The organism is Luteibacter rhizovicinus (genome assembly GCF_004342265.1).
Taxonomy (GTDB): domain Bacteria; phylum Pseudomonadota; class Gammaproteobacteria; order Xanthomonadales; family Rhodanobacteraceae; genus Luteibacter; species Luteibacter rhizovicinus_B.
Map to the genome: position 1 here is coordinate 852,193 of NZ_SMCS01000001.1, position 23,355 is coordinate 875,547.

Consider the following 23,355-nt stretch of genomic DNA (forward strand, 5'->3'; position numbering starts at 1 on the left):
AGCGTAGGGTCTCAGGGGACGGCGGCTGTGGAACCGCGGATCTGCAGGGAGAAAGGTATCTGCACCAGCTGACCAGTGCCGTGACCGCGTAACACGCTTAGCAACTGTTCGGCGGCGATCTTCCCCATCTCGCGACTGGGTTGTTGAACAGTGGTAAGCGCGGGCCACAGCTGTCGCGACAGGGGCGTATCGTCAAAGCCACAGACCGAGAGGTCGTGCGGTACCTTCAGGCCGTACTCGCCCGCCGCCCACATCACGCCGGTGGCCATGTCGTCGTTGGCAGCGAACACCGCCGTCGGTCGCTCAGCCAGGGAAAACAGCTGCCGCGCCGCCTCCACACCAGAGCCGAACGTGAAAGCGCCCTGCACCACCAGGGCCGGATCCTCGGATAAGCCCGCGGCGGCCATCGCCTCGCGATAGCCAGCCAGCCGCCAGCGGCTGGCGCCATGATTGGCGATACCGATCACGTGGGCTATTCGCCGGTGGCCCAGCTCCAGCAGATGCTCCACGATCGCACGCGCGGCGCGCTGCTCGTCCATCGTCACGCCCAGGGTTTTGCCGCGCCGCAGCGGCGACACGCTGGCGTATGGCACGTTCCGCTCACTCAGGCGTTTCAGCAGCGGGGCATAGTCGGTAATCGGTGGCGTCAGCACGACACCGTCGGGGTGATGGTCGGAAATCAGCGTATCGAACCGACGGATAAAATCGCCATCGCGCATGCGCAGCGGTCGCACCATCATGCTATAGCGATGCGCGTCGCAGGCCTCGAGCACACCATCCTGAATTTCGGCCAGATAGGTCGAGGACGGGTTGTCGTTGTTGTCGTACAACATCGCTACCAGAAACGAGCGATTTCCCGCCAGACTGCGTGCCGATGGATGCGGACGATAGTCCATCGCCTCCATGGCGGCGCGCACGCGTTGACGCGTGGCGTCGGTCACGTTGGCCTCGTCATTAAGCACGCGCGAGACGGTCTTGGGCGATACGTTCGCTGCGCGCGCCACATCTTCGAGGCGTACCCGCATGGATTCTCCACTGTCATCACGCTGTCGATCGACTATGCCGCCAGAACCCTCTCCTTTACAAGGGCGGCAAAGGGCTCCGATGCTGCGACCGCAGCATGCGGGATGCGCCAGCCCATGACATAACTGTTGCTGGAGGAGGTACCCATGACCTGGATCAACCACAGCGCAGACCGGCTGCGCGCATGCTGAGCATGTCGGCGACGGACGTGGCCTCGCGGCACGACATCACCTGTAACAAGGCCAGGCGCCGATGACGGAGAGATCCGCACTGTCATTCTGGCAGATATGGAACATGTGCTTCGGCTTTCTCGGCCTCCAGTTCGGTCTCGCACTACAGAACGCGAATGTCAGCCGGATATTCCAGACATTGGGCGCGGACGTGAATGACATTCCCGCCCTATGGATCGCCGCGCCGCTGACGGGGCTGGTCGTGCAACCGATCATCGGTCACTACTCCGACCGCACCTGGAATCGCCTGGGCCGACGCCGACCGTACTTCCTGGCCGGAGCGGTGTTCGCTTCGCTGGCGCTCCTATGGATGCCGAACGCGCCGACGTTGTGGATGGCTGCCGGTTTGCTATGGATTCTGGATGCGTCGATCAACGTGTCGATGGAGCCATTCCGCGCCTTGGTTGGCGATCAACTGCCCATGCGACAAGGTCCCGCGGGTTTTGCGATGCAGAGCTTCTTTATCGGTGTGGGTGCCGTGATCGCCTCCATACTGCCTTGGGTACTCGCGCAGTTTGGCGTCACCAACGTGGCGCCGGATGGAAGCATCCCCGATACGGTGAAGTACGCATTCTACGTCGGCGGCGCGGTGCTACTGGGTGCCGTGCTTTGGACCATGCTGACCACGCGCGAATACCCGCCCGTGCAGCTGCATTCGTTCACCGACAACGTGCCCGAAGGGCCGTCGGTGGATGTATCCCGCGCCGGGCGACCGGGTTTGCTACTGCTGTTGGCTGGCACCGCGGTACTGTTCGCGATCAGGCATTTCGCGCTGGAAAAGGAGGTTTACCTGCTGGCCGGCGGCCTGATCGTGTTCGGCCTTCTGCTCACCTGGCTTAGCCGCACTCGCAGTCATGGGATGCTGCGCGAGGTGATGGGCGACCTCTATGGCATGCCCATGTCGATGCGGCGACTTGCTGGGGTGCAGTTGTTCTCCTGGTTCTCGCTGTTCGCGATGTGGATCTACACCACCGCAGGCGTGACGCAGACGATGTACGCCACCGTCGATACCAGCTCATCCGCCTACAACGAGGGAGCGAACTGGGTCGGCGTCTTGTTCGCGGCGTACAACGGGTTTGGTGCACTGGCCGCGGTGGTTATCCCGCTGATGGTGCGCCGATGGGGTCTTCGCATCAGCCACGTGGTGAACCTATGCCTCGGTGGAGCAGGCCTGCTGTCGTTCCTGTACATTCGCGATCCACGCTGGCTGCTCGCCTCGATGGTAGGTGTCGGCTTTGCCTGGGCCTCGATTTTATCGCTGCCTTATGCGCTGCTTTCGGACCATCTGCCAACGGCGAAGATGGGCGTCTACATGGGCATTTTCAATTTCTTCATCGTGATTCCGCAGGTGCTCGCCGCCAGCATCCTCGGTCTGCTGCTGCGATTGTGCTTTCACAACCAGCCCATATGGGCACTCGGCCTGGGCGGGGCCGGCCTGCTCATCGCAGGTCTGTGCACGCTCTACGTCCCCGAGCCCGAAGGCCGAACTTAGGCACGCATGTATTGCGATGTCCCAGAGGGCCTCATCACCCAGTTTGCGCGCCACACGAGGCTTGCGACGGTGAACCCGGGCATGTCTCTGGGAAGCCTAGGCCCGATAAACGCCAGTGAGGCGCCGGCGCTCCCTGCTGATCGTACTGGGCGATCGTGCGCTATCCGCTTCTCGGGCAACGGTGTTGCACGTGGAGAAAGTGACGCCATTAAGCGGGCGCCGACACCGGAAAATCGTCGACACGGTTCTTTCGGTCATCGAAGCCCTACACCGCCCGAGGCTTCGCTATGCGATTCCGATGGAAGTTTGACGACACGGAGCAAGTAACTATTAGCCTCACGCCGGAAATGCTGGCATCACAGCTTGCAACCGATGTTTCCGGGTCACGACTCGATCAATGCGAGCTCCGCTCGATAGACACGGCCAGCAACACAGCGTGACCCGGCTTGCCGCCACCTGCCAGCGAGTGTTGCCGCATAGCTTCCTGCTGAGCGGCCCAATCGATGGTTTTCGCTGAGGTCGTAGAGAGATACTGATAACTGGATACGTCAGCATCTTCAGTAACAGCGGATCGTCCAATCATGCTCGCGCATGTAATGCACTGAAGAGCGTTTCAGCCAAGGCCGAATGTTTTTCTCAAGCTTGCGCCGAATACAGTCCCATGTATGGCGCCGGCAGAAAGCCCAGCACGGAGCTGATATTAACGATCCTTCCGTGACGTTGCGTTCGCATATGCGGAAGTACCGCCTGCATGGTGCGCAACATACCGAAGACATTGGTATCGAAGAGCGAGGCCGCTTCGGTGATGGCGGTTTCCTCCACTGCACCGATCAAGCTCGTTCCCGCGTTGTTGACGAGCACGTCGATGCGCTTGGCGCGGTCGATGATGGACTGGATAGCAAACTGAACGGAAGCATCGTCGCCAATATCCATTTCAAGAAGCTCGACGCCGGGCAATGGCGTCGCTCTTTGGAGATTGCGAACCGTGCCGAAAACGCGGCATCCCCGCTTGGCAAACTTATCTGCAGCAACGCGTCCGATACCCGATGACACGCCGGTAACAACGACAACCGTGGAATTCGACATGGCAGCTCTCTTCAATACAGTGGATTGAGGCAAGGAACGGATTAGCGATTCGATGAATGTTGCAGTCAAGGTTGATTTGCGGCTGTCGGGTGAAGCATTCGGCGAATGCGTTTCCTCTCAACCGGAGCACGCGGTAGTGATCTCCATGTCATCGCCCGGGTGACGTTCTTTATCCAGCAATGACGTCCTCCCGCCGGTGTTTCGACGGCGCCTGCTCATGCTGGCCTTTCCGCCAATCAGCCGCATTACCCGGCCTGATCTTGAACCAGATGGAATACATGGCCGGCAGGAACACCAGGGTTAAAATCGTTCCTGCAAACGTGCCGCCGATCAGCGTGTAAGCAAGGGTTCCCCAGAACACCGAATGGGTCAGCGGAATGAAGGCCAGGATCGCCGCCAAGGCAGTCAAGATCACGGGGCGCGCACGCTGTACGGTGGCCTCGACGACGGCGTGGAACGGATCCAGTCCCGCTTCTTCGTTATGACGGATCTGCCCGATCAGAATCAGCGTGTTGCGCATCAGGATGCCCGACAACGCAATCAAGCCGACCAGCGCATTGATGCCGAAAGGCTGCCGGAACAAGATCAAAGTTGGCACGACACCGATCAAGCCTAGCGGGCTCGTCAGGAACACCATCACCATGGCGGAGATGGTGCGCGTCTGAAAGATAATGATGAGCAATGTGATCGCTAGCATGATCGGGAACAGCGGCAGCATAGCGTTCGTCGCCTTGGCGGATTCTTCGATGGAGCCCGCCTGCTCGATGCGGTAGCCGACGGGCAGCTTGGCGATGATAGGCTGAAGCTGCTGGATGATCGCCGTGGATACGTCCGGCGGCTGCAGATTATCGGCAATGTCGCCTCGTACTGTGATCGTCGGATCGCGGTCGCGGCGGCGTATGACCGGCTCTTCCATGCGCACATCGACTTTGCCCACCTGCGATAGCGGGATACGCTGCCCGTTCGCACCAGCCAGCGTGAAGTCGCCGATCCTGGCCGGGTCAAGCCGAGCATCGCCCGCCGACCGCGCAACCACCTGCACGGTTCGAATGTCCTCTCGCACAGCGGTAACAGGCACGCCGCTCAGCAGAAACTGCAGCTGTTGTGCCACTGCGCTGGAAGTCAGCCCCACCGCCTGCAACCGGTCCTGCTGCAAGGTGAAATGCAGCGTAGGTGTGCGCGCACCCCAGTCGGAATTGACCGTGCGCATCATCGGGCTGGCTTCCATCACCTGCTCGACTTCGTCCGCGATGCTGCGCAGCTTGTCCGGATCCGGACCGGAGATGCGGTAGGCGACCGGGAATGGCGAATACGGACCGAACACGAGTTGCGTGACGCGCACGCGAGCTTCGGAGGCGATGCCGTCGGCAATGACTTGGCGCAGGCGCTGCTTCAGCGCATCGCGCTCCTCCTGGTTGTCCGTACGAACGACGATCTTGGCAAACGACGGATCAGGCAGCTCCGGCCCCATGGCCAGGTAGAAACGAGGCGCACCCTGGCCGACGTACGCGGTGACAATCTTGGCTTCCTTCTGCTTGGCTAGCCACGCCTCCACCTTCGCCGTGGCGGCGCTGGTTTGGTCGATCGATGTGCCGTAGGGCATTTGTACTTCGACCAGCACTTCAGGACGGTCAGAGATGGGAAAGAATTGTTTTTTGACCACCGCCATGCCGAGTATGGCCAAGGCGAAGAGGCCCACGACGGAACCCGCGACCAGCCATTTGCGCGCAATAACGCGCCCCAGCAATTGACGGAAGCGGTTGTAGCGCGGCGTGTCGTAGATCGCGTCGTGGCCGCCTTCGACCTTTTTAAAGTCGGGCAGTATTTTGACGCCAAGGTAAGGCGTAAACACCACGGCGACCACCCAGGATGCAATCAGCGCAATGCCGACGATCCAGAACATGTTGCTGGTGTATTCGCCGGCAGTGGACCGGGCGAAACCGTTGGGCATGAAGCCAACCGCCGTGACCAGCGTGCCCGACAGCATGGGTGCGGCCGTATGGCTCCAGGCATAGGCGGAAGCGGCCACGCGGCTGTAACCCTCTTCCATCTTCACCACCATCATCTCGATGGCAATGATGGCGTCGTCCACCAGCAAGCCCAGCGCCAGGATCAGGGACCCCAGGGTGATGCGGTCGAGGTTCTTGCCGGTCGCGGCCATCACCACGAAGACCACCGCCAGCGTCAACGGTACGGCCGCAGCTACCACCAAGCCCACGCGCCAGCCCATGCTTACGAAGCTCACCAGCATGACTACCAGCAGCGCGACGAAGAACTTGATCATGAACTCATCGACCGCCGAACTGATGTTGACGGCTTGGTCCGTGACCTTGGTCAGGCTCATGCCCAATGGCAGTTCGGCGTTGATCGCGCCCACCTCGGCGTCCAACGCCTTGCCCAGGTCGAGCCCGTTCCAGCCGTCACGCATGACGATGCCCATTAGCAGCGCAGGCTCGCCGTTGTTGCGGATCATGAAGGTCGCCGGATCTTCATAGCCGCGCTTGATGGTGGCGATATCCGACAGCTTGAGCGTGCGACCTTGCGCAACGATCGGCGTGTCGCGGATCTTCTGCAGCGAGTCGAAGGCACCGTCCAGGCGAATGAACACCTCCGGCCCTTTGGTCTGTACGGACCCGGCCGGTGTCAGCACGTTCTGGCTGTTGAGCGCGGCGAATACATCCTGTGGACTCACGCCTAGCGTTGCCAGGCGTTGATGGGAGAACTCGACGTAAATCCGCTCCGACTGCTCGCCGATGATGTTGATTTTCTTCACGCCCGGCAAATGCAACAACCGTTGGCGCAATGTCTCCGCATCGCGCACCAGTAGGCGCTGCGGTTCACCCTTGGCCTTGAGCGCGAACAGCGCAAAGGTGACATCCGCATACTCGTCATTGACCATCGGCCCGATCACACCGGGCGGAAGGTTGTTTACCTCGTCGCCGGTTTTCTTTCGGGCCTGCTGATCGGGCTGCCAGCCGACAAACTGCGCGTCTTATTTGTGATCATCCTGATGGGACTCGCCATCCAAATGCTTATAAGCGCATTCGGTCTCGCCATCCCCGGAGGTCAGTCATGACCCAGCCAAAGAGCCACGTCGAGGACCATTCCGAATGCTACGATCGGATCATCATCGCCCGTCTTCTGCAGTACGGCACCTGGGGCGCCTCCGTCGTCATTGCTATCGGCATTGTTTTGAGCACTCTTCATCCGATAGATGATTCGAGCGTGCTGACGAGTAGCGGCTATACCCTCGGGAAGACAGGGATTGTCATCGTCATTCTTCTGCCGATTGCACGCGTCGCGCTGATGCTGGCCCTATTTTTGCGTGAGCGCGATTATATCTATGCGATGATTTCAATGCTTGTACTCGTAATCATAGGAGCCGGAATTCTGGCCAGCTTATGACGCATCCCCATCGCCACGAATTCACATTGTTCTATGCCAAATTTCTAACCTTGGGCTCACGCGCCCATTGGCGTGTCATCGCAGCTTGCAAGAAGCCCTTGATGTCGCCGATCTCGAACACGCCGGCATCCTGATTCACTCGCGCTGCTTTAAGCAGTCGCTGGCCGCCCTGATCAGCCGCTATCGCCTTCAGGTGACCGAAAGCATCTGATACAAACTGCACCGCCTCAGCCTTGCCAGTCAGCTGCTTGGCCGACTCCTCCGTCAGAACGATAGCGACCGCGTCAAACACGATCGAGGGCGTGCCCGCGAGCTGCCCGTCAGCCGTCAACGGCTTGCCGTCGCTTAGAGTAACCCCGAGCTTGGGCGCGACCAGCTTTACCGTCGCGCCGGCCTGCTCTATCCCCTTTCGCAGTTTTTGAATGATCGCGATATCGGAACCTTCGTCAACCAGAATGCCCACCACGCGCCCCCGAAGCGTCGCCTTCATTCTCCCGATGATCTGTAAAGCTGGCGAAAGTGCCATATCCTTTACATCGATGGCCAAGGGTGGTGCGGCCGGAAGCGCTTGGATTCCTAGACCGGCGGCAACACGCTGCGCGAGAACATCGTCGATGTGGCGCAGATGACCGACGACCGCGTGGCGCACGTGTCGGGTCTCTACTTTCGATAGCTCGAACACCAGGGATGAAGCGATATGCGTCTGCTCGAATGTCGTCTGGCTGCGATAGAACAGGCGAGCCTGACTGTAGTGATCGGCGAAGGCCTCGGCGCGAACCCTCCCCTTCGTTCCGTCCTCAGCCGCCGTGGCGTGGCTGCGAAATCCCAGCGCAGGGTTTTCGCGTGGCGAGTTAGGCTCCAGCGAGCTGGGATCGTAGGCGACCCGCCCCTTTGGGACCTGCGTTTGCATATGGCCATCGCGCTGATGATTGGCGAAGGGGCATTTAGGCGCATTGATAGGCAATTGATGGAAGTTTGGGCCACCCAGACGACTCAGCTGCGTGTCTAGATAAGAGAACAAGCGGCCCTGCAAAAGCGGATCGTTGCTGAAGTCGATGCCCGGCACAATATTCGCGGGGCAGTACGCCACTTGTTCGGTCTCAGCAAAGAAGTTATCTGGCCACCGGTCGAGCACCATGCGTCCAATGACCTGAAGTGGCACCAGTTCTTCGGGAATGAGCTTGGTGGCATCGAGGTGATCAAACGGAAACGTCGCAGCCGCCTCTTCCGTGAACAGCTGCACGGCAAATTCCCACTCGGGATAATTGCCACTTTGGATCGCCTCGAAGAGATCCCGTCGATGAAAGTCAGGATCAGCCCCAGCGAGCTTGACGGCCTCATCCCAAACGGTCGACTGTAAACCGAGTTTGGGACGCCAATGGAATTTCGCGAACGTCGCTTTCCCTTCGGCGTTAACCAAGCGAAAACTATGAATGCCAAAACCCTCGATCATGCGAAGCGAACGAGGAATGGTTCGGTCGCTCATCGCCCACATCACCATATGCATGGCTTCGGGCGTCAGCGAAATGAAGTCCCAGAACGTGTCGTGCGCAGTCGCAGCCTGTGGAAAACCACGGTCCGGCTCCATCTTTACCGCATGAATTAAGTCGGGGAACTTAATCGCATCCTGGATGAAGAAGACAGGTATATTGTTGCCGACCAGGTCCCAGTTGCCGTCCTTCGTGTAGAACTTCACGGCGAAGCCACGGACATCGCGAGGGGTATCCACTGACCCTGCGCCGCCAGCCACCGTGGAGAATCGCGTAAATACGGGGGTTTGTTCCCCTACTTCGACGAGCAGCTTCGCGGTAGTGTAATCGCTGAGCGATTCTGTCAACTGAAAATACCCATGCGCACCGGTGCCGCGTGCGTGCACGATGCGCTCTGGAATGCGCTCATGATCGAAATGGGTGATCTTCTCGCGGAGGATGAAATCCTCGAGCAACGTCGGCCCACGCGGCGTGGCGCGCAGTGAGTTTTGGTCATCGGATATGGGGGCGCCTTGATCCGTGGTTAACGTTGCGTGGTCGCCTCCGGCTAGCTGATGAAGCTCATCCGCGCTGCCTCTACGTTCCTGCTCCTGATTGGATGGGTTCGCCTTTTCAATCGACGTTGCTGGTCTTTTCTTCGTTGCCATGCCGTTCTCTCAGGGCTAAATATCCATTAGTCATCTTAGTCGCACCGCGTCGAAAGCCTTGTCGTAAGCCTTGACCGAAAGTGCGGCCTTAGGCCGCAAGGGTGTCGATAACGGTGCGGATAAAGGCCGGAATATCGTCAGGCTTACGACTGGTAATGAGTTGGCCGTCACGAACAACCTCGCGGTCTTCCCAGTGTGCCCCGGCGTTTTCCAGATCGTATCGAAGCGACGGCCACGAAGTAACGTTATGGTCCTTCACCAAATCCGCATTGATTAATGTCCAAGGCCCATGACAAATCGCTGCGATGGGCTTTCCGGCGTCGCCAAAGGCGCGCACAAAATCTACCGCAGCCTGCTCTTGCCGCAACGTATCCGGATTCATAACGCCACCCGGCAGCACTAAAGCATCGAAGCTTTCGGCCGTCACCTCACCTAGGTGTTTATCCACCGAGACTTTGTCACCCCAGTCCTTACTTTTCCATCCCGTGATTTGTTTAGCATGGCCTGGCGCAATCACAGTCACTTTCGCGCCCGCCTCTTCCAACAGGCGCTTGGGCTCCGTCAATTCTGACTGCTCAAAACCATCGGTCGCCAATACGGCGATCTTCCTTCCCTTTAAGCGCGGCTCGGTCATAGCATTCTCTCCCAGCGGGAAGCGGCATCATGCGAAAGACGATATGGATAAGGTGTCTGTTAGACGTCGCAGTTGCGTGATGACGCGGGGATGTCGTTACCGTATTTTTTGATAGGTGTCGCGAGAGGCCATTACGTGTTTTCCATGCATCGTTCAGCCTTCTCATGGGCCGCGACAGAGTCGACGCAACCGTATGTTTGGCCGCGTATTGGGCGCCGAAAGGGGCGGCTAGCGAGTTCGAAGACGTCAACGATGTCTGGCTGTGGTCGTTCCTTTCCTACGTCGAGGTTGAAATGTGCATTGCGGATCGGCATATGGCCGGCTACGACTATCCAGCGGGCGAGAAAGCCGATCGACGCGGCGTTCCGCTGGTATCGATGACGTTCGAATGGCAGAACACCGCTCCATATATGGGCGCCATGCGTTTTCGCGCCTAGTCAAACCCAGAGTCCCTCAGCAAACGCCCGATGGGGTGAACCGCCCGTGAGATACGAGTCGCAGCAAGGCCATGCCGGGCGTCGCGGGGGAAGTTATCAACCTTCCATGAGTCCTATACGCGGCTATCACGATTCGATGATGGCGACCGCCCTAGGGTTTCATGGAAAAGTCGTTAGGAGGTCACGCGTGAGCGGCCAGGGCATGGGTACATTTTTCGCTCGCTTTGAGTCCTTTTTTGTGGCGCCATCCTTTTGCCAGAACCGTGGTCTGTGGTCGTAACCTCACCCCTTTTGAAGGCGTCCGCGAGAGACTGTCGCCTGACCTATACCCATGATGCCGACCCTGGCATTCGGCGGCGGCGCGCGGGGAAAGGATTCATCTATATCGATACGAAAGGCCGCACCATCCGCCGCGACGATATCCTCGCGCGTATTCGCGCATTGGCGATACCCCCTGCTTATACGAACGTATGGATCTGCCCTGACGAGCGTGGCCATCTGCAGGCAACTGGCCGCGATGCCAAAGGCCGAAAGCAATATCGCTACCATACGAGCTGGAGGCGAATAAGGGATCGCGACAAATTTAGCCATATGACGGACTTCGCCGCGGTACTTCCACAGCTGCGTCGCCACGTAAGACACGATCTTGCGCTGCCGGGCTTGCCACGCGACAAGGTGCTGGCGCTTGTCGTTCGCTTGCTCGATGAAACACTGATACGTGTCGGCAATGAATCTTACGCAAATGACAACGGTAGCTATGGGCTGACGACACTGCGTTCGCGTCATGTGCAGCTCATTACCGGTCAACTACAGTTGGCCTTTCGCGCCAAAAGCGGTAAGGAAAGCCATGTCCTTTTGAAGGATAAGCACCTGATGCGCCTTGTCCGTCGGATGCACCAGTTGCCAGGGCAGCGCCTATTTCAGTTTATCGATGAAGAAGGCCAGAGGCGACCGATCGATTCAGAAATGGTCAATAGCTACATCCGCGACATCAGCGGTGGCGATTTCACCGCCAAAGATTTCCGAACCTGGAAGGGCACGTTGCTAGCTATCATCCTGCTTTCTCGCACACCGCCTCCGCGCCAGGCGGACGATGCCGCGTTGCGTACGATCATGACGGATGCCATCAAGCAAGTAGCCGAACGTTTACGTAACACGCCCGCGGTTTGTCGTGCGTCTTATATCCACCCAACGGTCTTCGACGGCTGGCGAAACGGACGGCTACGCCGCGTTATACCTGAAAAGGAGACCTTCAGCTTGCGTCAGATGGAGCGACGAAGTTTGCGTTTTCTGAAGCTATCGGTTGGCTAGGAAAGGTCGCAGATAGCCGATGCGAAAAGCGGGAGTGCCTGCCGCTCGCCGACGGCCTTCTAGCTATCGTATATAGACGAAAGTGCTTCGGAGCCTCGCGCAACCGCGAATGCTTCGCTTCAAGGGATACCCAATGGTCTCACGCTCGCCCAACTGTACGTGCACGATCACGATCGCATAGCGCATTCTGGCCGTTGCTCGCCCGCCCGCACGATTTACGCGAATCCAGACACCGAGTCGAGGCACGCCTCTACGTACCGTGAACATCGATCTGGACATAAAGAGGTTCTCGTACCTCAGGAGTACGCCATGACCGATATATTCGAAATCTCAGCACCGTGGTGGACGTTCGCGGTGCGTGGTGTTGCCACCTACGCTGGTCTTCTGATTCTTCTTCGCCTTGCAGGAAAACGAGCCTTCGGCGAGATGTCCGCCTTCGACGTAATTGTCCTGGTCCTGGTGGGAGGCGTCCTACGCACTTCGATCATCGGAGACGATAAGGGCTTCATCGGTCCATTTATCGGCGTCTCGAGTATTCTGGCAACCGATTGGCTCATCGCTTGGTTATGCACTCGCGCTCCGGCGTTCAATCGCCTAATGGAGGGCTTTCCCTCTCTGCTCGTTCGAAACGGCCAGCGCGACAGATCAACATTGCGCGCCCAGAATATTCCCGATGCGGCTCTGGATCGGGCTTTACATGGGGCAGGCCTTGAAAGAGACGACGAGGTTGCAACAGCCCGGCTCGAGCCCAATGGAAAAATCACGATTACGAAGCGAAATATCGTGACATAGAACCATGCCCTTGCTCCGGTCCATCGGGCAAGCGAACGTAATTCGCAAAAAAAAAGTGAAGCCAACCGTCAGAAAATGAGTTCTCGACGATAACCGGTCGCCAACTATGCCTCCGTACGTTCATCAAAATTTGAGTCATCTAGGTACCACAGCATGCCTGCTTGAGCGATGTCGAAGAAGAGCGATTCCGATCTTGAAGTGCGTGTGATACCGGCACGCGAGAGCGATGGTATCGGGCAACATGCCTGGAAATTGGCGCGGTATGCGACCCCATCGTCTGAAGATTGGCTTCGTTCATCACCGGACGACGTACGACGCTGTAGCGTCGAGCGTGAATGGACGGACAAACACGGTAACTCCATGGCCAAATTGCGTATCGGGATTTCCGGCTGGCGCTACTCACCGTGGCGGCGCAAGTTCTATCCCACGGGTCTTCCGCAACGACTGGAGCTGCATTACGCCTCGCGCCAGTTCGATAGCATTGAAATCAATGGTTCGTTCTATTCACTTCAGCATCCCCATAGCTGGCGTAGCTGGTACCGCGATACGCCGCATGGATTTGTTTTCGCGGTCAAGGCACCGCGCTTCATCACCCACATCCGCCGTCTGCGAGATGTGGAAAGGCCGCTAGCGAATTTTCTTGCGTCCGGTGTGCTGGAGCTGCGCGAGAAGCTGGGGCCGATACTGTGGCAATTTCCGCCCAGCCTGGCTTACGACCATGGACTGTTCGATGCGTTTCTTTCCTCGCTGCCGAAGGACAGCGATGCCGCATTTTCCTTGGCCAGGTGCCACGATAACCACCTCAAGCATGTCGGCAACCTTTCACCCGATCGAAACCGACGCCTTCGCCACGCCATCGAGATCCGTCACGAGAGTTTCGCAGACCCGGCTTTCATCACTCTTTTGCGCAAGCACGGGGCCGGACTGGTCATCTCCGACGCGGCCGCGAAATGGCCAAAACTACAAGACATAACCGGTGGCTTCGTCTACATGCGCTTGCATGGCGACACGCAGCTTTATGCGAGCGGCTACACCGATGCGGCGCTGGACGACTGGGCACGGCGAATTCGTTCGTGGATGAATGGCAAGCAGCCTCATGGTGACGGGCAGCGCGTCAGTCACCGGAAGCCACCAGCGCGCAAGTCGCGCGACATCTACTGCTATTTCGACAATGACGCCAAGGTGAAGGCGCCTTTCGATGCGATGAAGTTGCGGGATAGGCTTAACGGCGGCGCTGCGTAATTATCGTTATCGACGACCGCCCGTGCGGAAGAATGATTGCATCGAAACAAACGTATTCCGGAGACATGACCATGACTAGGCTGGACAAACCGCTGCGCCGTGAACTGGAAATCGCCGACCGTCTTTATACGGTCAGCATCGATCCGTTGGGATTGAGGCTGACCCAAAAGGGTCACCGCAACGGCGTGACGCTGAAATGGCAGGACCTACTCAACGGGGATGCTGCGCTTGCCGCAGCGCTGCAGGCTGCCGCGCGGTAGTTGGAACGAGGGCGACTGCAGCAAGCGGATGGATCGCTTCTGTCGGACCAGGTCGAGGAATGTTCATGCGGACATGCCGAATGGGCTGCGGCGCACAAAGAAGCAGAGAAGATTACGCGGTCCCGCCACGCTCAGCGTGAAGCGAAGTAATCGTCGCTTCGGTACCACTCAAGTACCGACACAGGAACCAATGTCTCTATATTCACGTCCAGGGCGACATAGGCGTCAAGCACCTCGCGCAGCGCCCGTTCCACACCCCTGCTTCTTTCACGCGGCGGCGTGTTGAAATGTTGGTATTCAATCATCTCGAGCATGCGGGTTGACCAGCCGAACAACAACTCGCTCCATTCGCCGAGGCGGCCACGCACCCATGCACTCAACGGTGCATGCAATATGAAGCCCTGTTCCTCACATACCCGGCGCGCGAGTGCTTCCGCCTGGGGGGAAACGCCGCGGAACCATTCGGTATAGCCAGCCGCCGACCTCGGAACTACCAATGGCGCGGATGCCCGGCAGGTGGCGAATGTGGTAATGAACAGGCGCTCGATGCTCCGGGCATCCCGTAGGTGATCGGTGCGGATCAGCAAACCACGCTCCAGATCGAAGAATTCGAAGAAGCGACGATGCAGCGTGCGAAACCGGTCCATCGGGTCGCGCGAAAACCCGACTTTCAGGATGTCTTCGTCACGGCAGGGCAGCACGTAGACGAACGTGCAGCCACGACTGGCGAAGCGCGGATAAAGCGCTTCTTCATTCACGACGGAAACGTCCGTCGCGCGCCTCTTTCATCATCGCGTGACAACGTAACCGATAGCCTACGTTGTCCAACGATTACCCGATGAGGGCATAAATCATGGAGAAGCATACGTCCTCCGCGCTCCGCGCATTCGGCTTGAACTGCACCCTCAAGCGGGGGCCTGAAGAATCCTCCACCCAGAAACTGCTGGATCAAGTGCTGGACGCGTTGGCGCCCTATGATGTCGAGACGTCCAGTGTTCGCGTCGCCGACCACGACGTCAAACCGGGCGTCAGCACTGATGAGGGTGAAGGCGATGAATGGCCCGCTCTGCGCAGAACGATACTCGATGCCAACATCCTTGTGCTCGCCACCCCGATCTGGATGGGGCAGCCGTCCAGTGTGGCCAAACGTGTGCTCGAACGAATGGATGCCTTCCTCGACGAGATCGACGAACAAGGTCGCTACCCGACCTTTGGCCGTGTCGCCGTGGTTGCCGTGGTCGGCAACGAAGATGGCGCCCATCACGTTACCGCCGAGCTGTATCAGGCACTGGCTGATGTCGGTTTCACCATCCCAGGGGGCAGCCCCGCATACTGGGTCGGCGAAGCGATGGGCAGCGTCAACTATAAGGACCTCAAACGCACCCCGAAGAAGCTGGCCGGCACGATCCGCACCTTGGCTTGCAATGCCGCACATCTGGCCGCGTTGCTGAAAGAGCGGCCCTACCCTATTCCAAAAAAATAGAGAATCAGATGGCCTCCGACGAGGGGTGGCCGCTTTTACCATGACCACCGCAGGCCTCGCGATTACCGGCGCGGGTGGTGCAAATCCTTGTCCGTCCCCTCTTGATCATCCAAGTCGCGATCGCATTGCTCATCGTTCTTGGGCATGCCCTTCACATCCTCTGCGTCATTCGGATCAAGCTGCTGGCCAGGAACGCGCTCGGGGGCATTGGCCGGACGACCAGGGGACGGTCCGACGCCATGTTTCGGCGCATCTTGTTGCTTTCTTTTCTGCTCATCGCTGCGTTGATCCTCGTCGATCCGGGTGTCCCTGCTACTGCGGGTACCGGTCGCGCCGTGCTGGGCAATAGGGGTGTTATCCATGAGGTTCTCCAACTGCAGGCAAAAATTCGTTTAACTTATTGTTCTTCTGGCGTCGTCTTCGCCGCATAGACGTGCCGTTTCCAGTCGTCTCAACCCAGCGAAACCCGTGGCGGCAAGCTGTCGCGATGGTGGCAGTGCAGCCCGTTCCATCGGCTGCTTCACCCTATTTTTCGAGTTCCTGTGCGCTTCACGGATTTCTTTGCGGGCGCCTTTTTCTGTGCTGTACTGGTCTTCTTGGCGCCAGTACTGCGTACGTTCTTTAGTGTCGATTTTTTCGCTGGCGTTCGTTTCTTGCTGGTCAGGCTCTTCTTCAGCAGTGCCATGAAATCCACCACGTTGGTCGCGGCATTCTCGGGCATCGCCGCCTCTTCATCGGTCGGCGGCGTGACGACGCCTTTGGATTTGAGCCGCTTCTCGATGACCTTGCGTAAACGATCACGGAATACGTCTCGGTAATCGCCAGGCTTCCAGTCTCCGCTCATCGAAGCGATCAGTTGCTCGGCCATCTGCATTTCTTTCGGTGAAATACGGTGCTTGGACGGCGCCCCCTCGGGGATCTTGTAGTCGCTCGTGTCGACCAGTTCCTGGGGGTAGCGCAGTAGCATGAGCATCAGCGCGTCGCCCTTGGGCATGACCGCCGATAGATATTCGCGAGTGCGTATCACCACGCGCGCGATGCCGATCTTGCCGGTACGTTTGAGCGTCTCACGAAAAAGCACATAGCCTTTCTCTGCCTTCTTGCCCGGCACGAGCACGTAGGGCTTCTCGAAATATTCGGGCCCAATCGCATGGGCATCGACGAATGCTTCGACCTCGACCACTTCGCGTCCCTCCGAGGCGGCCGATTTGATGTCTTCCGGTTCCAGCACGACGTAACTACCCTTCTCGTATTCGAATGCCTTGACAATCTCCTTCCACGGCACCTCCTCACCGGTTTCGGCGTTGACCCGTTCATAGCGCACCGGCGTATTGCTACGGCTGTCTAGCATGCGGAAATGCAAGTCGACGCTGCGCTCGCCCGACATTAGCGAAACCGGTACGTTGAGTAGTCCGAATGAAAGTGTTCCATTCCAGATGGGACGTGCCATGGCCTGGAGCCTCCGGCAAAGGGAATTGGATCAGGACACTTTCCTGACATGCGTTTTTGCCGCTTTCTTGGCGGCTATTGAGCGGTTTTCGGCGCCCTGGGTATGCGCGGCTTTTTTTGCTGCCGCCGAACGCGAGCTTGCGCTGCGTCGGGAGGCACTCTGCTTGGCATGCGTCGACAATGCCGACTTCGAAGCCGCCATATAGTCTTCCTTCTTCAATGCCTTGGCGGGCGCCTTAGAACGCTTCGCCGAGGGTTTGCGCCGTTCATGCGAAGCGACCTCGTCCTGCGCAGCCTTCTTTTGGATTGATGTGCTGGCTGCCCTGCTCGGCTTGACCTTCACGCCGGCGCGCTTGGTCTGGGACCGGCCGAAGGCAATCGCCTGCTTGGTCGAACGCGCACTGCGTTTTCCCTTACTTACCTGCTCGATCTCCTCATGCGCGTATCCCCCGGCCTGAGGGCCGGAGGACTTTCCTTCTTTCGTATCCTTGGCAGCAACGCGGCGGCGTGCATGAGCGTCGGGCATGGCGATCTCCGGGAATGAAGAGGATGTCGTCTTTGGACTATTCCGATTCCCGTGTGGATGCATTGTCAAATACGCCGTAACTCGCGTTTCACTTGTGACGTACGCCGCTTGCGCTAACGTTCCACGCGTTTCCGACGACAGAATACCGCGATATGACTTCCACCAAAGGCACCACCAAGACCACGGTCGAGCGCCAGCGAGCGATCCAGATGGCTACGGATCGCGATGAAAAGAGCAAAGCTGGCTCGAAAGTAGCGAAATCCAAAAAGCCGGCACCGGCGACGGATAAGCCCCTAAATCCATTGCCTGCGCAGCATCAGAAAAAACCTGGCAACGAACAGGCGCTGGATCCACGGCCGCAATTCATGGCTCCAAGCTACGCCGGTAGCGGCAAACTGGCGGGCATGACCGCCTTGATCACCGGTGGCGATTCAGGCATCGGTCGGGCGGTGGCCGTATTGTTTGCTCGGGAAGGCGCGGACGTGGCCATTGTCTATTTAAGCGAAGATGCCGACGCGGAAGAAACGCGTGACTACGTCGAAGGCGAAGGTCAGCGCTGCCTGTTGATTCGAGGAGACGTCAGGGAACCGGCCTTCTGTCGCGATGCGGTGGCAAGAACCGTGAAAGCGTTCGGCAAGCTCTCTGTGCTGGTCAATAATGCCGCTTTTCAGGAGCACGCTGATTCGATCGAGGACATTACTGAAGAGCATTTCGACGAGACCCTGCGCACCAATCTTTATGGCTATTTCCATATGGTCAAGGCGGCCTCGCCGCATCTGGGAAGCGGTTGTTCAATCATCAATACCGGTTCGGAGACGGGTCTGTTCGGCAACGACAGGCTGCTCGACTATTCGATGACCAAGGGCGGCATCCACGCATTCACCAAGGCGCTAGCCTCGAATATGGTGTCGCGCGGCGTTCGCGTGAATGCCGTCGCACCGGGCCCGGTGTGGACGCCACTGAATCCGGCCGATAAGTCCGCCGAACAGGTGCGCGACTTCGGCAAGTCGAGCGCCATGGGCCGTCCCGCGCAGCCGGAAGAGCTGGCGCCGGCCTATGTTTTTCTGGCCGCGCCGTCCTGCGCCAGTTACATCAACGGTGCGGTGCTTCCGGTGATGGGCGGACCGACCAGCTGACCATGGGCAATCTGCGGGATTACCAGCGTAAGCGTGATTTTTCCAGGACACTCGAACCGGCCACCAATGAGATCGGCACGACGGACCGTCGGGCAATTTTCGTCGTACAGCTGCACCATGCCAGCCGGCGCCATTTCGACTTTCGCCTGCAGATCGGCGACGTGCTGAAAAGCTGGGCGGTGCCGAAAGGCCCGAGTTTTGATCCGCAGGTGAAGCGTCTGGCGGTCGAGGTCGAGGATCACCCCCTTGCGTATGCTGACTTCGAGGGCGACATCGAGCATGGCTACGGTAAGGGTCATGTCGATCAATTCGATCAGGGCGTGTGGACGACACCCGGCGACGCCGAGGCCCAGCTGCAGAAAGGTCACCTGCGCTTTGAACTGTTCGGCAAACGGCTTAAGGGCGGCTGGCATCTGGTGCGCAGTGGCCGCAAGGAGCGTCAGCCGGCATGGTTCCTGATCAAAGCCAAGGATGCGTTCGCCGGCGATGTCGAAGCCGACGACCTGCTCAATGCGAAAATGACACGCAGTACCCGCACGGCGGCGAAGACACCGGCGACGCGCGCGGCGGCGAAGAAATCGACCGCTCGGAAGAAATCGGTTCCCAGAACGAAAAAGCTACCCCGTGTGCGCTTGGCCAAGGCGGCTGCCGCCTTGACTGGAGCCCGGCCAGCCATGCCAAGCAACGATTTTTTTAAACCCGAACTGGCCCGTCTGCGCGCATCGCCACCGGAAGGAGCGCAATGGCTGCATGAAGTAAAATGGGACGGCTATCGTATCCTCGCGGCGATCGCTGATGGCGAAGTAAAACTGTGGTCACGTAACGCGCTACCGTGGAACGATCGTCTGCCAGATATCGTGCAGTCCGTTGAATCGCTGGGGCTGCACGCCGCCCGTTTCGACGGCGAACTCATCGCGCTGGATGGCCGCGGGCATAGCGACTTCAACGGACTGCAGCAGACACTTTCGGGGGAAGCGCAGCTACCCCTAGTCTATATGCTATTTGACCTTCCGTCTCTCGAAGGCAGCGATTTGTCGCGGGTCGGCTTGCTGGAACGCAAACAACTGCTGGAAAAACTATTGGCGCACGGGCCGAAACACCTCGCCTTCAGCACGCATGTGATCGGCGATGGCCAGGAAGTGTTCCGAATGGCATCCGATAAAGAACTGGAAGGCATCCTCTCCAAACGCATCGACTCGCCCTACCGACCCGGACGCGGCGACGATTGGCTCAAGATCAAACGACGCGATAGCGATGAATTTGCCGTGGTGGGCTATACGCCGCCCAAGGGCAGTCGCAGCGGCTTCGGCTCACTGTTGCTGGCTAAGCCCGATCCTCAGCGGAGGTCGGGATGGATCTATGTCGGACGGGTAGGCACTGGCTTTTCGAACGCGCAGTTGCAAAAGCTGAGCAGGAGCATCGCCGATAAGGGCCGCGCCAAACCCACGGTAGAACTCGCCGCTATCGATCCCCTGCTGCGCGATGCGCAATGGGTCAAGCCGGTGGCAGTCGCCGAGGTCTACTACCGCGGTATCGGCAACAAGAACTTGCTGCGCCAACCGAGTCTCAAGATCATGCGTACGGACAAGACGCCGGCAGATCTCGTCGACTCCGATCGTGCCAGCAGCAAGCCGGCGAAAAGAAAGGCAGGTGCGGAACGCCGCAAATCGGTGGAATCAAAACCGATCGACATCAAGATCACGCATCCCGATCGCGTGGTATATCCCGACGATAGCTATACCAAGCAGGACGTGGTCGATTATTACACCAGTATCATGAAGTGGTTCCTGCCCGGGGTGGTGGATCGCCCCACGTCAGTCATCCGCTGCCCCGAAGGAACGGCCAAAGCGTGTTTCTTTCAGAAACACCTGATCCCTGGCCTGAAACAGGTGGGCAGCGTGACAATGAAGGAAGAGTCCGGTGCGCGGGCTACTTACATCTATTCCAGGGATGCCGGTTCGGTAATCGAACTGGTGCAGTTCGGTGTGCTGGAATTCCACCCGTGGGGCTCGACCATCGAGCAGCCCGATTTGGCCAATCAGCTGGTATTCGACTTGGACCCCGGCGATGACGTGGCGTGGCCGAGAGTCGTGGCCGCGGCGCGATTGATGCACAAACTACTCGCTCAGCTGGGTCTGGCATCCTTTCTGCGCACCACCGGCGGCAAAGGTCTCCATGTCGTCGTCCCATTGAATCCGGGCTGTGCATGGGCACAGGTGAAGGACTTTGCGCACGCGTTTGCCGCCACCGTGGTACAGGCGCATCCGCTGGAGTTTATCGCGACCGCGACCAAAGCGCAGCGCAGCGGCAAAATCTACATCGACTACCTGCGCAATAGCCGAGGTGCCACGAGTGTGGCGTCGTATTCCCTGCGCGCGCGCAGCGGTGCGCCGGTTGCCGTGCCGCTGCGCTGGAGCGAATTGGGCAAGCTCAAGAGCGGGCACGATTTCGATATCCGTTCCACCCCCCGACGGCTGGCGCGGTTGCGCTCGGATCCATGGGCCGGCATCGACGATGTGCGGCAGGATCTGGGCGCCATCATCGGAAAGCTACGCTAAACCGGATTTTAGCCATTTGACGGGGAACCGTACTGACGCGGTGAAGCGCGGGCCCGATTTAGGTCAGATCAGTTCGGATCGGCCGGAGCTCCGGAAGCTGCGGCCTGTTGACGGTGCGTGCACCGTGAGACTGCGATGCTATATACGTCGCGTACCGGCGGCCGCCCGGCGCGAAGCCTGTCCCCCCCCCCCGCGAACTGGGCCGGCGACTTTTCGCAAACGACTAAGGACACAACCATGTCGCTTTCGTTCTTGCTGATCATCGTGCTCGTCCTCCTACTGATCGGTGCCTCCCCCTCTTGGGGATACAGCCGCTCGTGGGGTTATCGTCCGGTCGGCGGCCTCGGCATCGTCCTTATCGTCGTCATCGTGCTGCTGTTGATGGGCGTGATCTGAGAGCGCCGACCCATCGAGTTACAGTGAGAGTCAATTCTTGCGTCCGCCGTCGTCTACGGTTGCCTGCGAATCCTTTGGCTGGAGCGTTTGGACGTGGATGTGGGCGTGCGCATGGTGCGTCAGCCCGTGCATGATGTGGTCGGTCGCCTGGTCGACGAGCTTGTGCCCGGCGACGGGGTTGGGATCGAAACGTCACAGTCACGGACCGACCTGTGTAACGGCTTTTTTCTGCTCGATTTCCGTCCTGCCCACTGGCACCGTCTAAGGTCCAAGTAAGGCAGATGACGTTCTTCGCCTACCTGCCGACCCGGTCGCCGGCCTTGTTCCCTTCGCCGGCATACCTGTTCGTGCGCGGTGGGTTGTGACACCGAGGGACATGAGGGTCATGTCCCGGCGCGGGCGGTTTTCACATGGGTGATGACGACGCCCTTCCGCAAACGGCGGGATGGAGCGATTGGCCGGGTGAATCGTTGACGGACTAGAAGGAAGGGCTATGCTGGTTCAAGGGTCGGATCGGTAATGGATATGCTTGGGAACAACCTCAGGGTCCTAATCGTTGAAAGCGAACCCCTTCTCGCCGAGGCACTGGCCATGGGGGTACCCTCGTCGGAACCGCCGACAAGGGGCAACCTGCCCCGCGCTCTATGATGAGACGCGAGAGGGGCGACGTCGAAAACGAATATGGCGACTGGCCGACCGCATTTCATCGAGCCGCCGTCCGTGCGCGGCAAGAATATCGGCGCGGATCAGGATGCCTACCAGCTGACGCGGCTCGGTGCGCGAAAGTACGAGCAAGCGACCAACGTTCTCCGCGACCATGTGATCGGCAACCTCCCGTAGCGAATGGTCTTCGCGTACCACCAGTGGTGCCCGATCAATGAGGTCCGCCAGGGTTCCGTCGGGCAAAGCCTGAGGACCCAGAAGCATGCGTCGCGTCACCACGCCATGGATACCTCCGGCCGGATCGATCACGGGATAGCCCTGATGGTGACTGCGCGGGTCGTTCGAACTCAGCCACGCGCGGACCTCGTCCAGTCGTTGGTCGGTGCGCAAGCTCACCACCTCTCGGACGCAAACCTCGCCGACGGTGACTTGCTCAAGGTAGTCGGCGGCATATCCGTACGCCACGCCGCGCGATTTTTTTCGGTCATGATCGTGTGCCGCATGAACAATGCCGACAGCAAATAGGCGGCCGTACAACCGCCGAGCAACGGCAGCAGGCCTGCCGGTTGCGCGATCGTTTCGAATGCAAATACGACCGCGGTCAGTAATGCACGGGACGCACCGGCGAACATGGCGGCCATGCCGACAAGGCCGGCAATGCGCGGATCGATACCCAAGCCCGGGGCGAACGCCACGGCGGTCATTCCCATGAGCGCGCCCCGCGGCCACCGGTGAGCCGAAAATGGCGGCCATACCCGCCGCCGCGCCGGCAGCCAGGAGAACCTTACGCTCGGCGCCCGTGACATGCAGCAGTTGGCCCAGGAGCGAGCCTATGAAAGGGAGTGACCGTGTTAGGAGAAGCAGAGAAGATCCATCCCGCGCGGTAATACACGCCAGGATCCTTGCGCTCCATCAGGGACTGAATGGGATGGATGGCGAGGTCAACCAACGCACGACAGATCGGATCGACCTGAATGTGTCGAAGTACACCCATGCGTTAGCGTCACCGATCATTCGGAGTGAATCGACAGCGGACTGGGTGCTGGTGGCACCAAGTACTTTGCGCATGAACACCACACCAAGGCGCCGGAAGGT

Annotated in this window: 20 protein-coding genes and 2 pseudogenes; 11 read left to right on the plus strand and 11 right to left on the minus strand. The window is 59.1% G+C overall.

Going from position 1 to position 23,355, the window contains the following annotated elements:
• Positions 1 to 11: 11 nt before the first annotated feature.
• Positions 12 to 1,025 carry a LacI family DNA-binding transcriptional regulator gene (locus EC912_RS03805; protein WP_132141777.1) on the minus strand — a complete coding sequence of 338 codons (1,014 nt, stop codon included), beginning with the start codon at positions 1,023 to 1,025 and terminating at the stop codon, positions 12 to 14.
• Positions 1,026 to 1,275: 250 nt separating this feature from the next.
• On the opposite strand from EC912_RS03805, the gene EC912_RS03810 reads away from it, so the two are divergent.
• A complete protein-coding gene (locus EC912_RS03810) occupies positions 1,276 to 2,745 on the plus strand; it encodes an MFS transporter (protein WP_132141778.1) in 1,470 nt (489 codons plus the stop codon).
• A 645-nt stretch (positions 2,746 to 3,390) separates the two neighbouring features.
• Here EC912_RS03810 and EC912_RS03815 read toward each other — a convergent pair.
• Both EC912_RS03815 and EC912_RS03820 read right to left on the minus strand, forming a co-directional pair.
• A pseudogene (locus EC912_RS03815) lies at positions 3,391 to 3,831 on the minus strand (SDR family NAD(P)-dependent oxidoreductase); the annotation flags it as partial.
• 169 nt (positions 3,832 to 4,000) lie between these two features.
• A pseudogene (locus EC912_RS03820) lies at positions 4,001 to 6,790 on the minus strand (efflux RND transporter permease subunit); the annotation flags it as partial.
• Positions 6,791 to 6,903: 113 nt separating this feature from the next.
• Here EC912_RS03820 and EC912_RS03825 point away from each other — a divergent pair.
• Positions 6,904 to 7,236 carry a DUF1634 domain-containing protein gene (locus EC912_RS03825; protein WP_132141779.1) on the plus strand — a complete coding sequence of 111 codons (333 nt, stop codon included), beginning with the start codon at positions 6,904 to 6,906 and terminating at the stop codon, positions 7,234 to 7,236.
• Between the two features lie 31 nt (positions 7,237 to 7,267).
• Here the strand turns inward: EC912_RS03825 and EC912_RS03830 are convergent, their stop codons facing one another.
• Both EC912_RS03830 and EC912_RS03835 read right to left on the minus strand, forming a co-directional pair.
• Entirely contained in the window at positions 7,268 to 9,373 is a 2,106-nt protein-coding gene (locus EC912_RS03830; protein WP_132141780.1) for a catalase, read from the minus strand.
• A gap of 88 nt (positions 9,374 to 9,461) precedes the next feature.
• Entirely contained in the window at positions 9,462 to 10,007 is a 546-nt protein-coding gene (locus EC912_RS03835) for a type 1 glutamine amidotransferase domain-containing protein (protein ID WP_132141781.1), read from the minus strand.
• 197 nt (positions 10,008 to 10,204) lie between these two features.
• Between EC912_RS03835 and EC912_RS03840 the strand changes: the two genes are divergently transcribed.
• The 5 genes from EC912_RS03840 (at position 10,205) to EC912_RS03860 (ending at position 14,049) form a co-directional block, all read left to right on the plus strand.
• Positions 10,205 to 10,444, plus strand: a complete 240-nt coding sequence (locus EC912_RS03840) for a hypothetical protein (protein ID WP_132141782.1) — start codon at positions 10,205 to 10,207, stop codon at positions 10,442 to 10,444.
• Positions 10,445 to 10,714: 270 nt separating this feature from the next.
• On the plus strand, positions 10,715 to 11,755 hold the full coding sequence (locus EC912_RS03845; RefSeq protein ID WP_132141783.1) for a DNA topoisomerase IB: 1,041 nt from the start codon (positions 10,715 to 10,717) through the stop codon (positions 11,753 to 11,755).
• 309 nt (positions 11,756 to 12,064) lie between these two features.
• Positions 12,065 to 12,547: a DUF421 domain-containing protein gene (locus EC912_RS03850; protein ID WP_132141784.1), complete on the plus strand. Its 483-nt coding sequence runs from the start codon at positions 12,065 to 12,067 to the stop codon at positions 12,545 to 12,547.
• Between the two features lie 360 nt (positions 12,548 to 12,907).
• On the plus strand, positions 12,908 to 13,789 hold the full coding sequence (locus EC912_RS03855) for a DUF72 domain-containing protein (protein WP_132141785.1): 882 nt from the start codon (positions 12,908 to 12,910) through the stop codon (positions 13,787 to 13,789).
• A gap of 71 nt (positions 13,790 to 13,860) precedes the next feature.
• Positions 13,861 to 14,049: a hypothetical protein gene (locus tag EC912_RS03860; RefSeq protein ID WP_132141786.1), complete on the plus strand. Its 189-nt coding sequence runs from the start codon at positions 13,861 to 13,863 to the stop codon at positions 14,047 to 14,049.
• A gap of 131 nt (positions 14,050 to 14,180) precedes the next feature.
• Here EC912_RS03860 and EC912_RS03865 read toward each other — a convergent pair whose 3' ends face one another.
• A complete protein-coding gene (locus EC912_RS03865) occupies positions 14,181 to 14,807 on the minus strand; it encodes a GIY-YIG nuclease family protein (protein ID WP_132141787.1) in 627 nt (208 codons plus the stop codon).
• Between the two features lie 95 nt (positions 14,808 to 14,902).
• Here EC912_RS03865 and EC912_RS03870 point away from each other — a divergent pair, with 95 nt between their 5' ends.
• Positions 14,903 to 15,532, plus strand: coding sequence for a flavodoxin family protein (locus tag EC912_RS03870; RefSeq protein ID WP_132141788.1), 630 nt, complete (start codon positions 14,903 to 14,905; stop codon positions 15,530 to 15,532).
• A gap of 62 nt (positions 15,533 to 15,594) precedes the next feature.
• On the opposite strand, the gene EC912_RS03875 is transcribed toward EC912_RS03870, so the two are convergent.
• The 3 genes from EC912_RS03875 to EC912_RS03885 all read right to left on the minus strand — a co-directional run bounded on the left by EC912_RS03875 (position 15,595) and on the right by EC912_RS03885 (position 17,507).
• Positions 15,595 to 15,894, minus strand: coding sequence for a hypothetical protein (locus EC912_RS03875; protein WP_132141789.1), 300 nt, complete (start codon positions 15,892 to 15,894; stop codon positions 15,595 to 15,597).
• Between the two features lie 158 nt (positions 15,895 to 16,052).
• Positions 16,053 to 16,982: a Ku protein gene (locus EC912_RS03880; protein ID WP_132141790.1), complete on the minus strand. Its 930-nt coding sequence runs from the start codon at positions 16,980 to 16,982 to the stop codon at positions 16,053 to 16,055.
• A 30-nt stretch (positions 16,983 to 17,012) separates the two neighbouring features.
• Complete coding sequence (locus EC912_RS03885; protein WP_132141791.1) at positions 17,013 to 17,507, minus strand: ku family containing domain-containing protein; 495 nt, start codon at positions 17,505 to 17,507, stop codon at positions 17,013 to 17,015.
• A gap of 152 nt (positions 17,508 to 17,659) precedes the next feature.
• Between EC912_RS03885 and EC912_RS03890 the strand changes: the two genes are divergently transcribed.
• The 3 genes from EC912_RS03890 (at position 17,660) to EC912_RS03900 (ending at position 21,597) form a co-directional block, all read left to right on the plus strand.
• A complete protein-coding gene (locus EC912_RS03890) occupies positions 17,660 to 18,643 on the plus strand; it encodes an SDR family oxidoreductase (protein ID WP_132141792.1) in 984 nt (327 codons plus the stop codon).
• 2 nt (positions 18,644 to 18,645) lie between these two features.
• Complete coding sequence (gene ligD, locus EC912_RS03895) at positions 18,646 to 21,201, plus strand: DNA ligase D (RefSeq protein ID WP_132141793.1); 2,556 nt, start codon at positions 18,646 to 18,648, stop codon at positions 21,199 to 21,201.
• Positions 21,202 to 21,438: 237 nt separating this feature from the next.
• Complete coding sequence (locus EC912_RS03900; protein ID WP_132141794.1) at positions 21,439 to 21,597, plus strand: DUF3309 family protein; 159 nt, start codon at positions 21,439 to 21,441, stop codon at positions 21,595 to 21,597.
• A 642-nt stretch (positions 21,598 to 22,239) separates the two neighbouring features.
• On the opposite strand, the gene EC912_RS19340 is transcribed toward EC912_RS03900, so the two are convergent.
• A complete protein-coding gene (locus EC912_RS19340; RefSeq protein WP_165973496.1) occupies positions 22,240 to 22,650 on the minus strand; it encodes a CBS domain-containing protein in 411 nt (136 codons plus the stop codon).
• A gap of 2 nt (positions 22,651 to 22,652) precedes the next feature.
• Positions 22,653 to 22,970 carry a chloride channel protein gene (locus EC912_RS19345; RefSeq protein WP_165973497.1) on the minus strand — a complete coding sequence of 106 codons (318 nt, stop codon included), beginning with the start codon at positions 22,968 to 22,970 and terminating at the stop codon, positions 22,653 to 22,655.
• Positions 22,971 to 23,355 lie beyond the last annotated feature (385 nt).

Excerpts from the sequence above, each read along its gene's own strand:
- EC912_RS03805 (WP_132141777.1), bottom strand. The coding sequence starts at position 1,025 with ATGCGGGTACGCCTCGAAGATGTGGCGCGCGCAGCGAACGTATCGCCC.
- EC912_RS03810 (WP_132141778.1), top strand. The coding sequence starts at position 1,276 with ATGACGGAGAGATCCGCACTGTCATTCTGGCAGATATGGAACATGTGC.
- EC912_RS03825 (WP_132141779.1), top strand. The coding sequence starts at position 6,904 with ATGACCCAGCCAAAGAGCCACGTCGAGGACCATTCCGAATGCTACGAT.
- EC912_RS03830 (WP_132141780.1), bottom strand. The coding sequence starts at position 9,373 with ATGGCAACGAAGAAAAGACCAGCAACGTCGATTGAAAAGGCGAACCCA.
- EC912_RS03835 (WP_132141781.1), bottom strand. The coding sequence starts at position 10,007 with ATGACCGAGCCGCGCTTAAAGGGAAGGAAGATCGCCGTATTGGCGACC.
- EC912_RS03850 (WP_132141784.1), top strand. The coding sequence starts at position 12,065 with ATGACCGATATATTCGAAATCTCAGCACCGTGGTGGACGTTCGCGGTG.
- EC912_RS03855 (WP_132141785.1), top strand. The coding sequence starts at position 12,908 with ATGGCCAAATTGCGTATCGGGATTTCCGGCTGGCGCTACTCACCGTGG.
- EC912_RS03860 (WP_132141786.1), top strand. The coding sequence starts at position 13,861 with ATGACTAGGCTGGACAAACCGCTGCGCCGTGAACTGGAAATCGCCGAC.
- EC912_RS03870 (WP_132141788.1), top strand. The coding sequence starts at position 14,903 with ATGGAGAAGCATACGTCCTCCGCGCTCCGCGCATTCGGCTTGAACTGC.
- EC912_RS03875 (WP_132141789.1), bottom strand. The coding sequence starts at position 15,894 with ATGGATAACACCCCTATTGCCCAGCACGGCGCGACCGGTACCCGCAGT.
- EC912_RS03880 (WP_132141790.1), bottom strand. The coding sequence starts at position 16,982 with ATGGCACGTCCCATCTGGAATGGAACACTTTCATTCGGACTACTCAAC.
- EC912_RS03885 (WP_132141791.1), bottom strand. The coding sequence starts at position 17,507 with ATGCCCGACGCTCATGCACGCCGCCGCGTTGCTGCCAAGGATACGAAA.
- EC912_RS03890 (WP_132141792.1), top strand. The coding sequence starts at position 17,660 with ATGACTTCCACCAAAGGCACCACCAAGACCACGGTCGAGCGCCAGCGA.
- ligD (WP_132141793.1), top strand. The coding sequence starts at position 18,646 with ATGGGCAATCTGCGGGATTACCAGCGTAAGCGTGATTTTTCCAGGACA.
- EC912_RS03900 (WP_132141794.1), top strand. The coding sequence starts at position 21,439 with ATGTCGCTTTCGTTCTTGCTGATCATCGTGCTCGTCCTCCTACTGATC.
- EC912_RS19345 (WP_165973497.1), bottom strand. The coding sequence starts at position 22,970 with ATGGGAATGACCGCCGTGGCGTTCGCCCCGGGCTTGGGTATCGATCCG.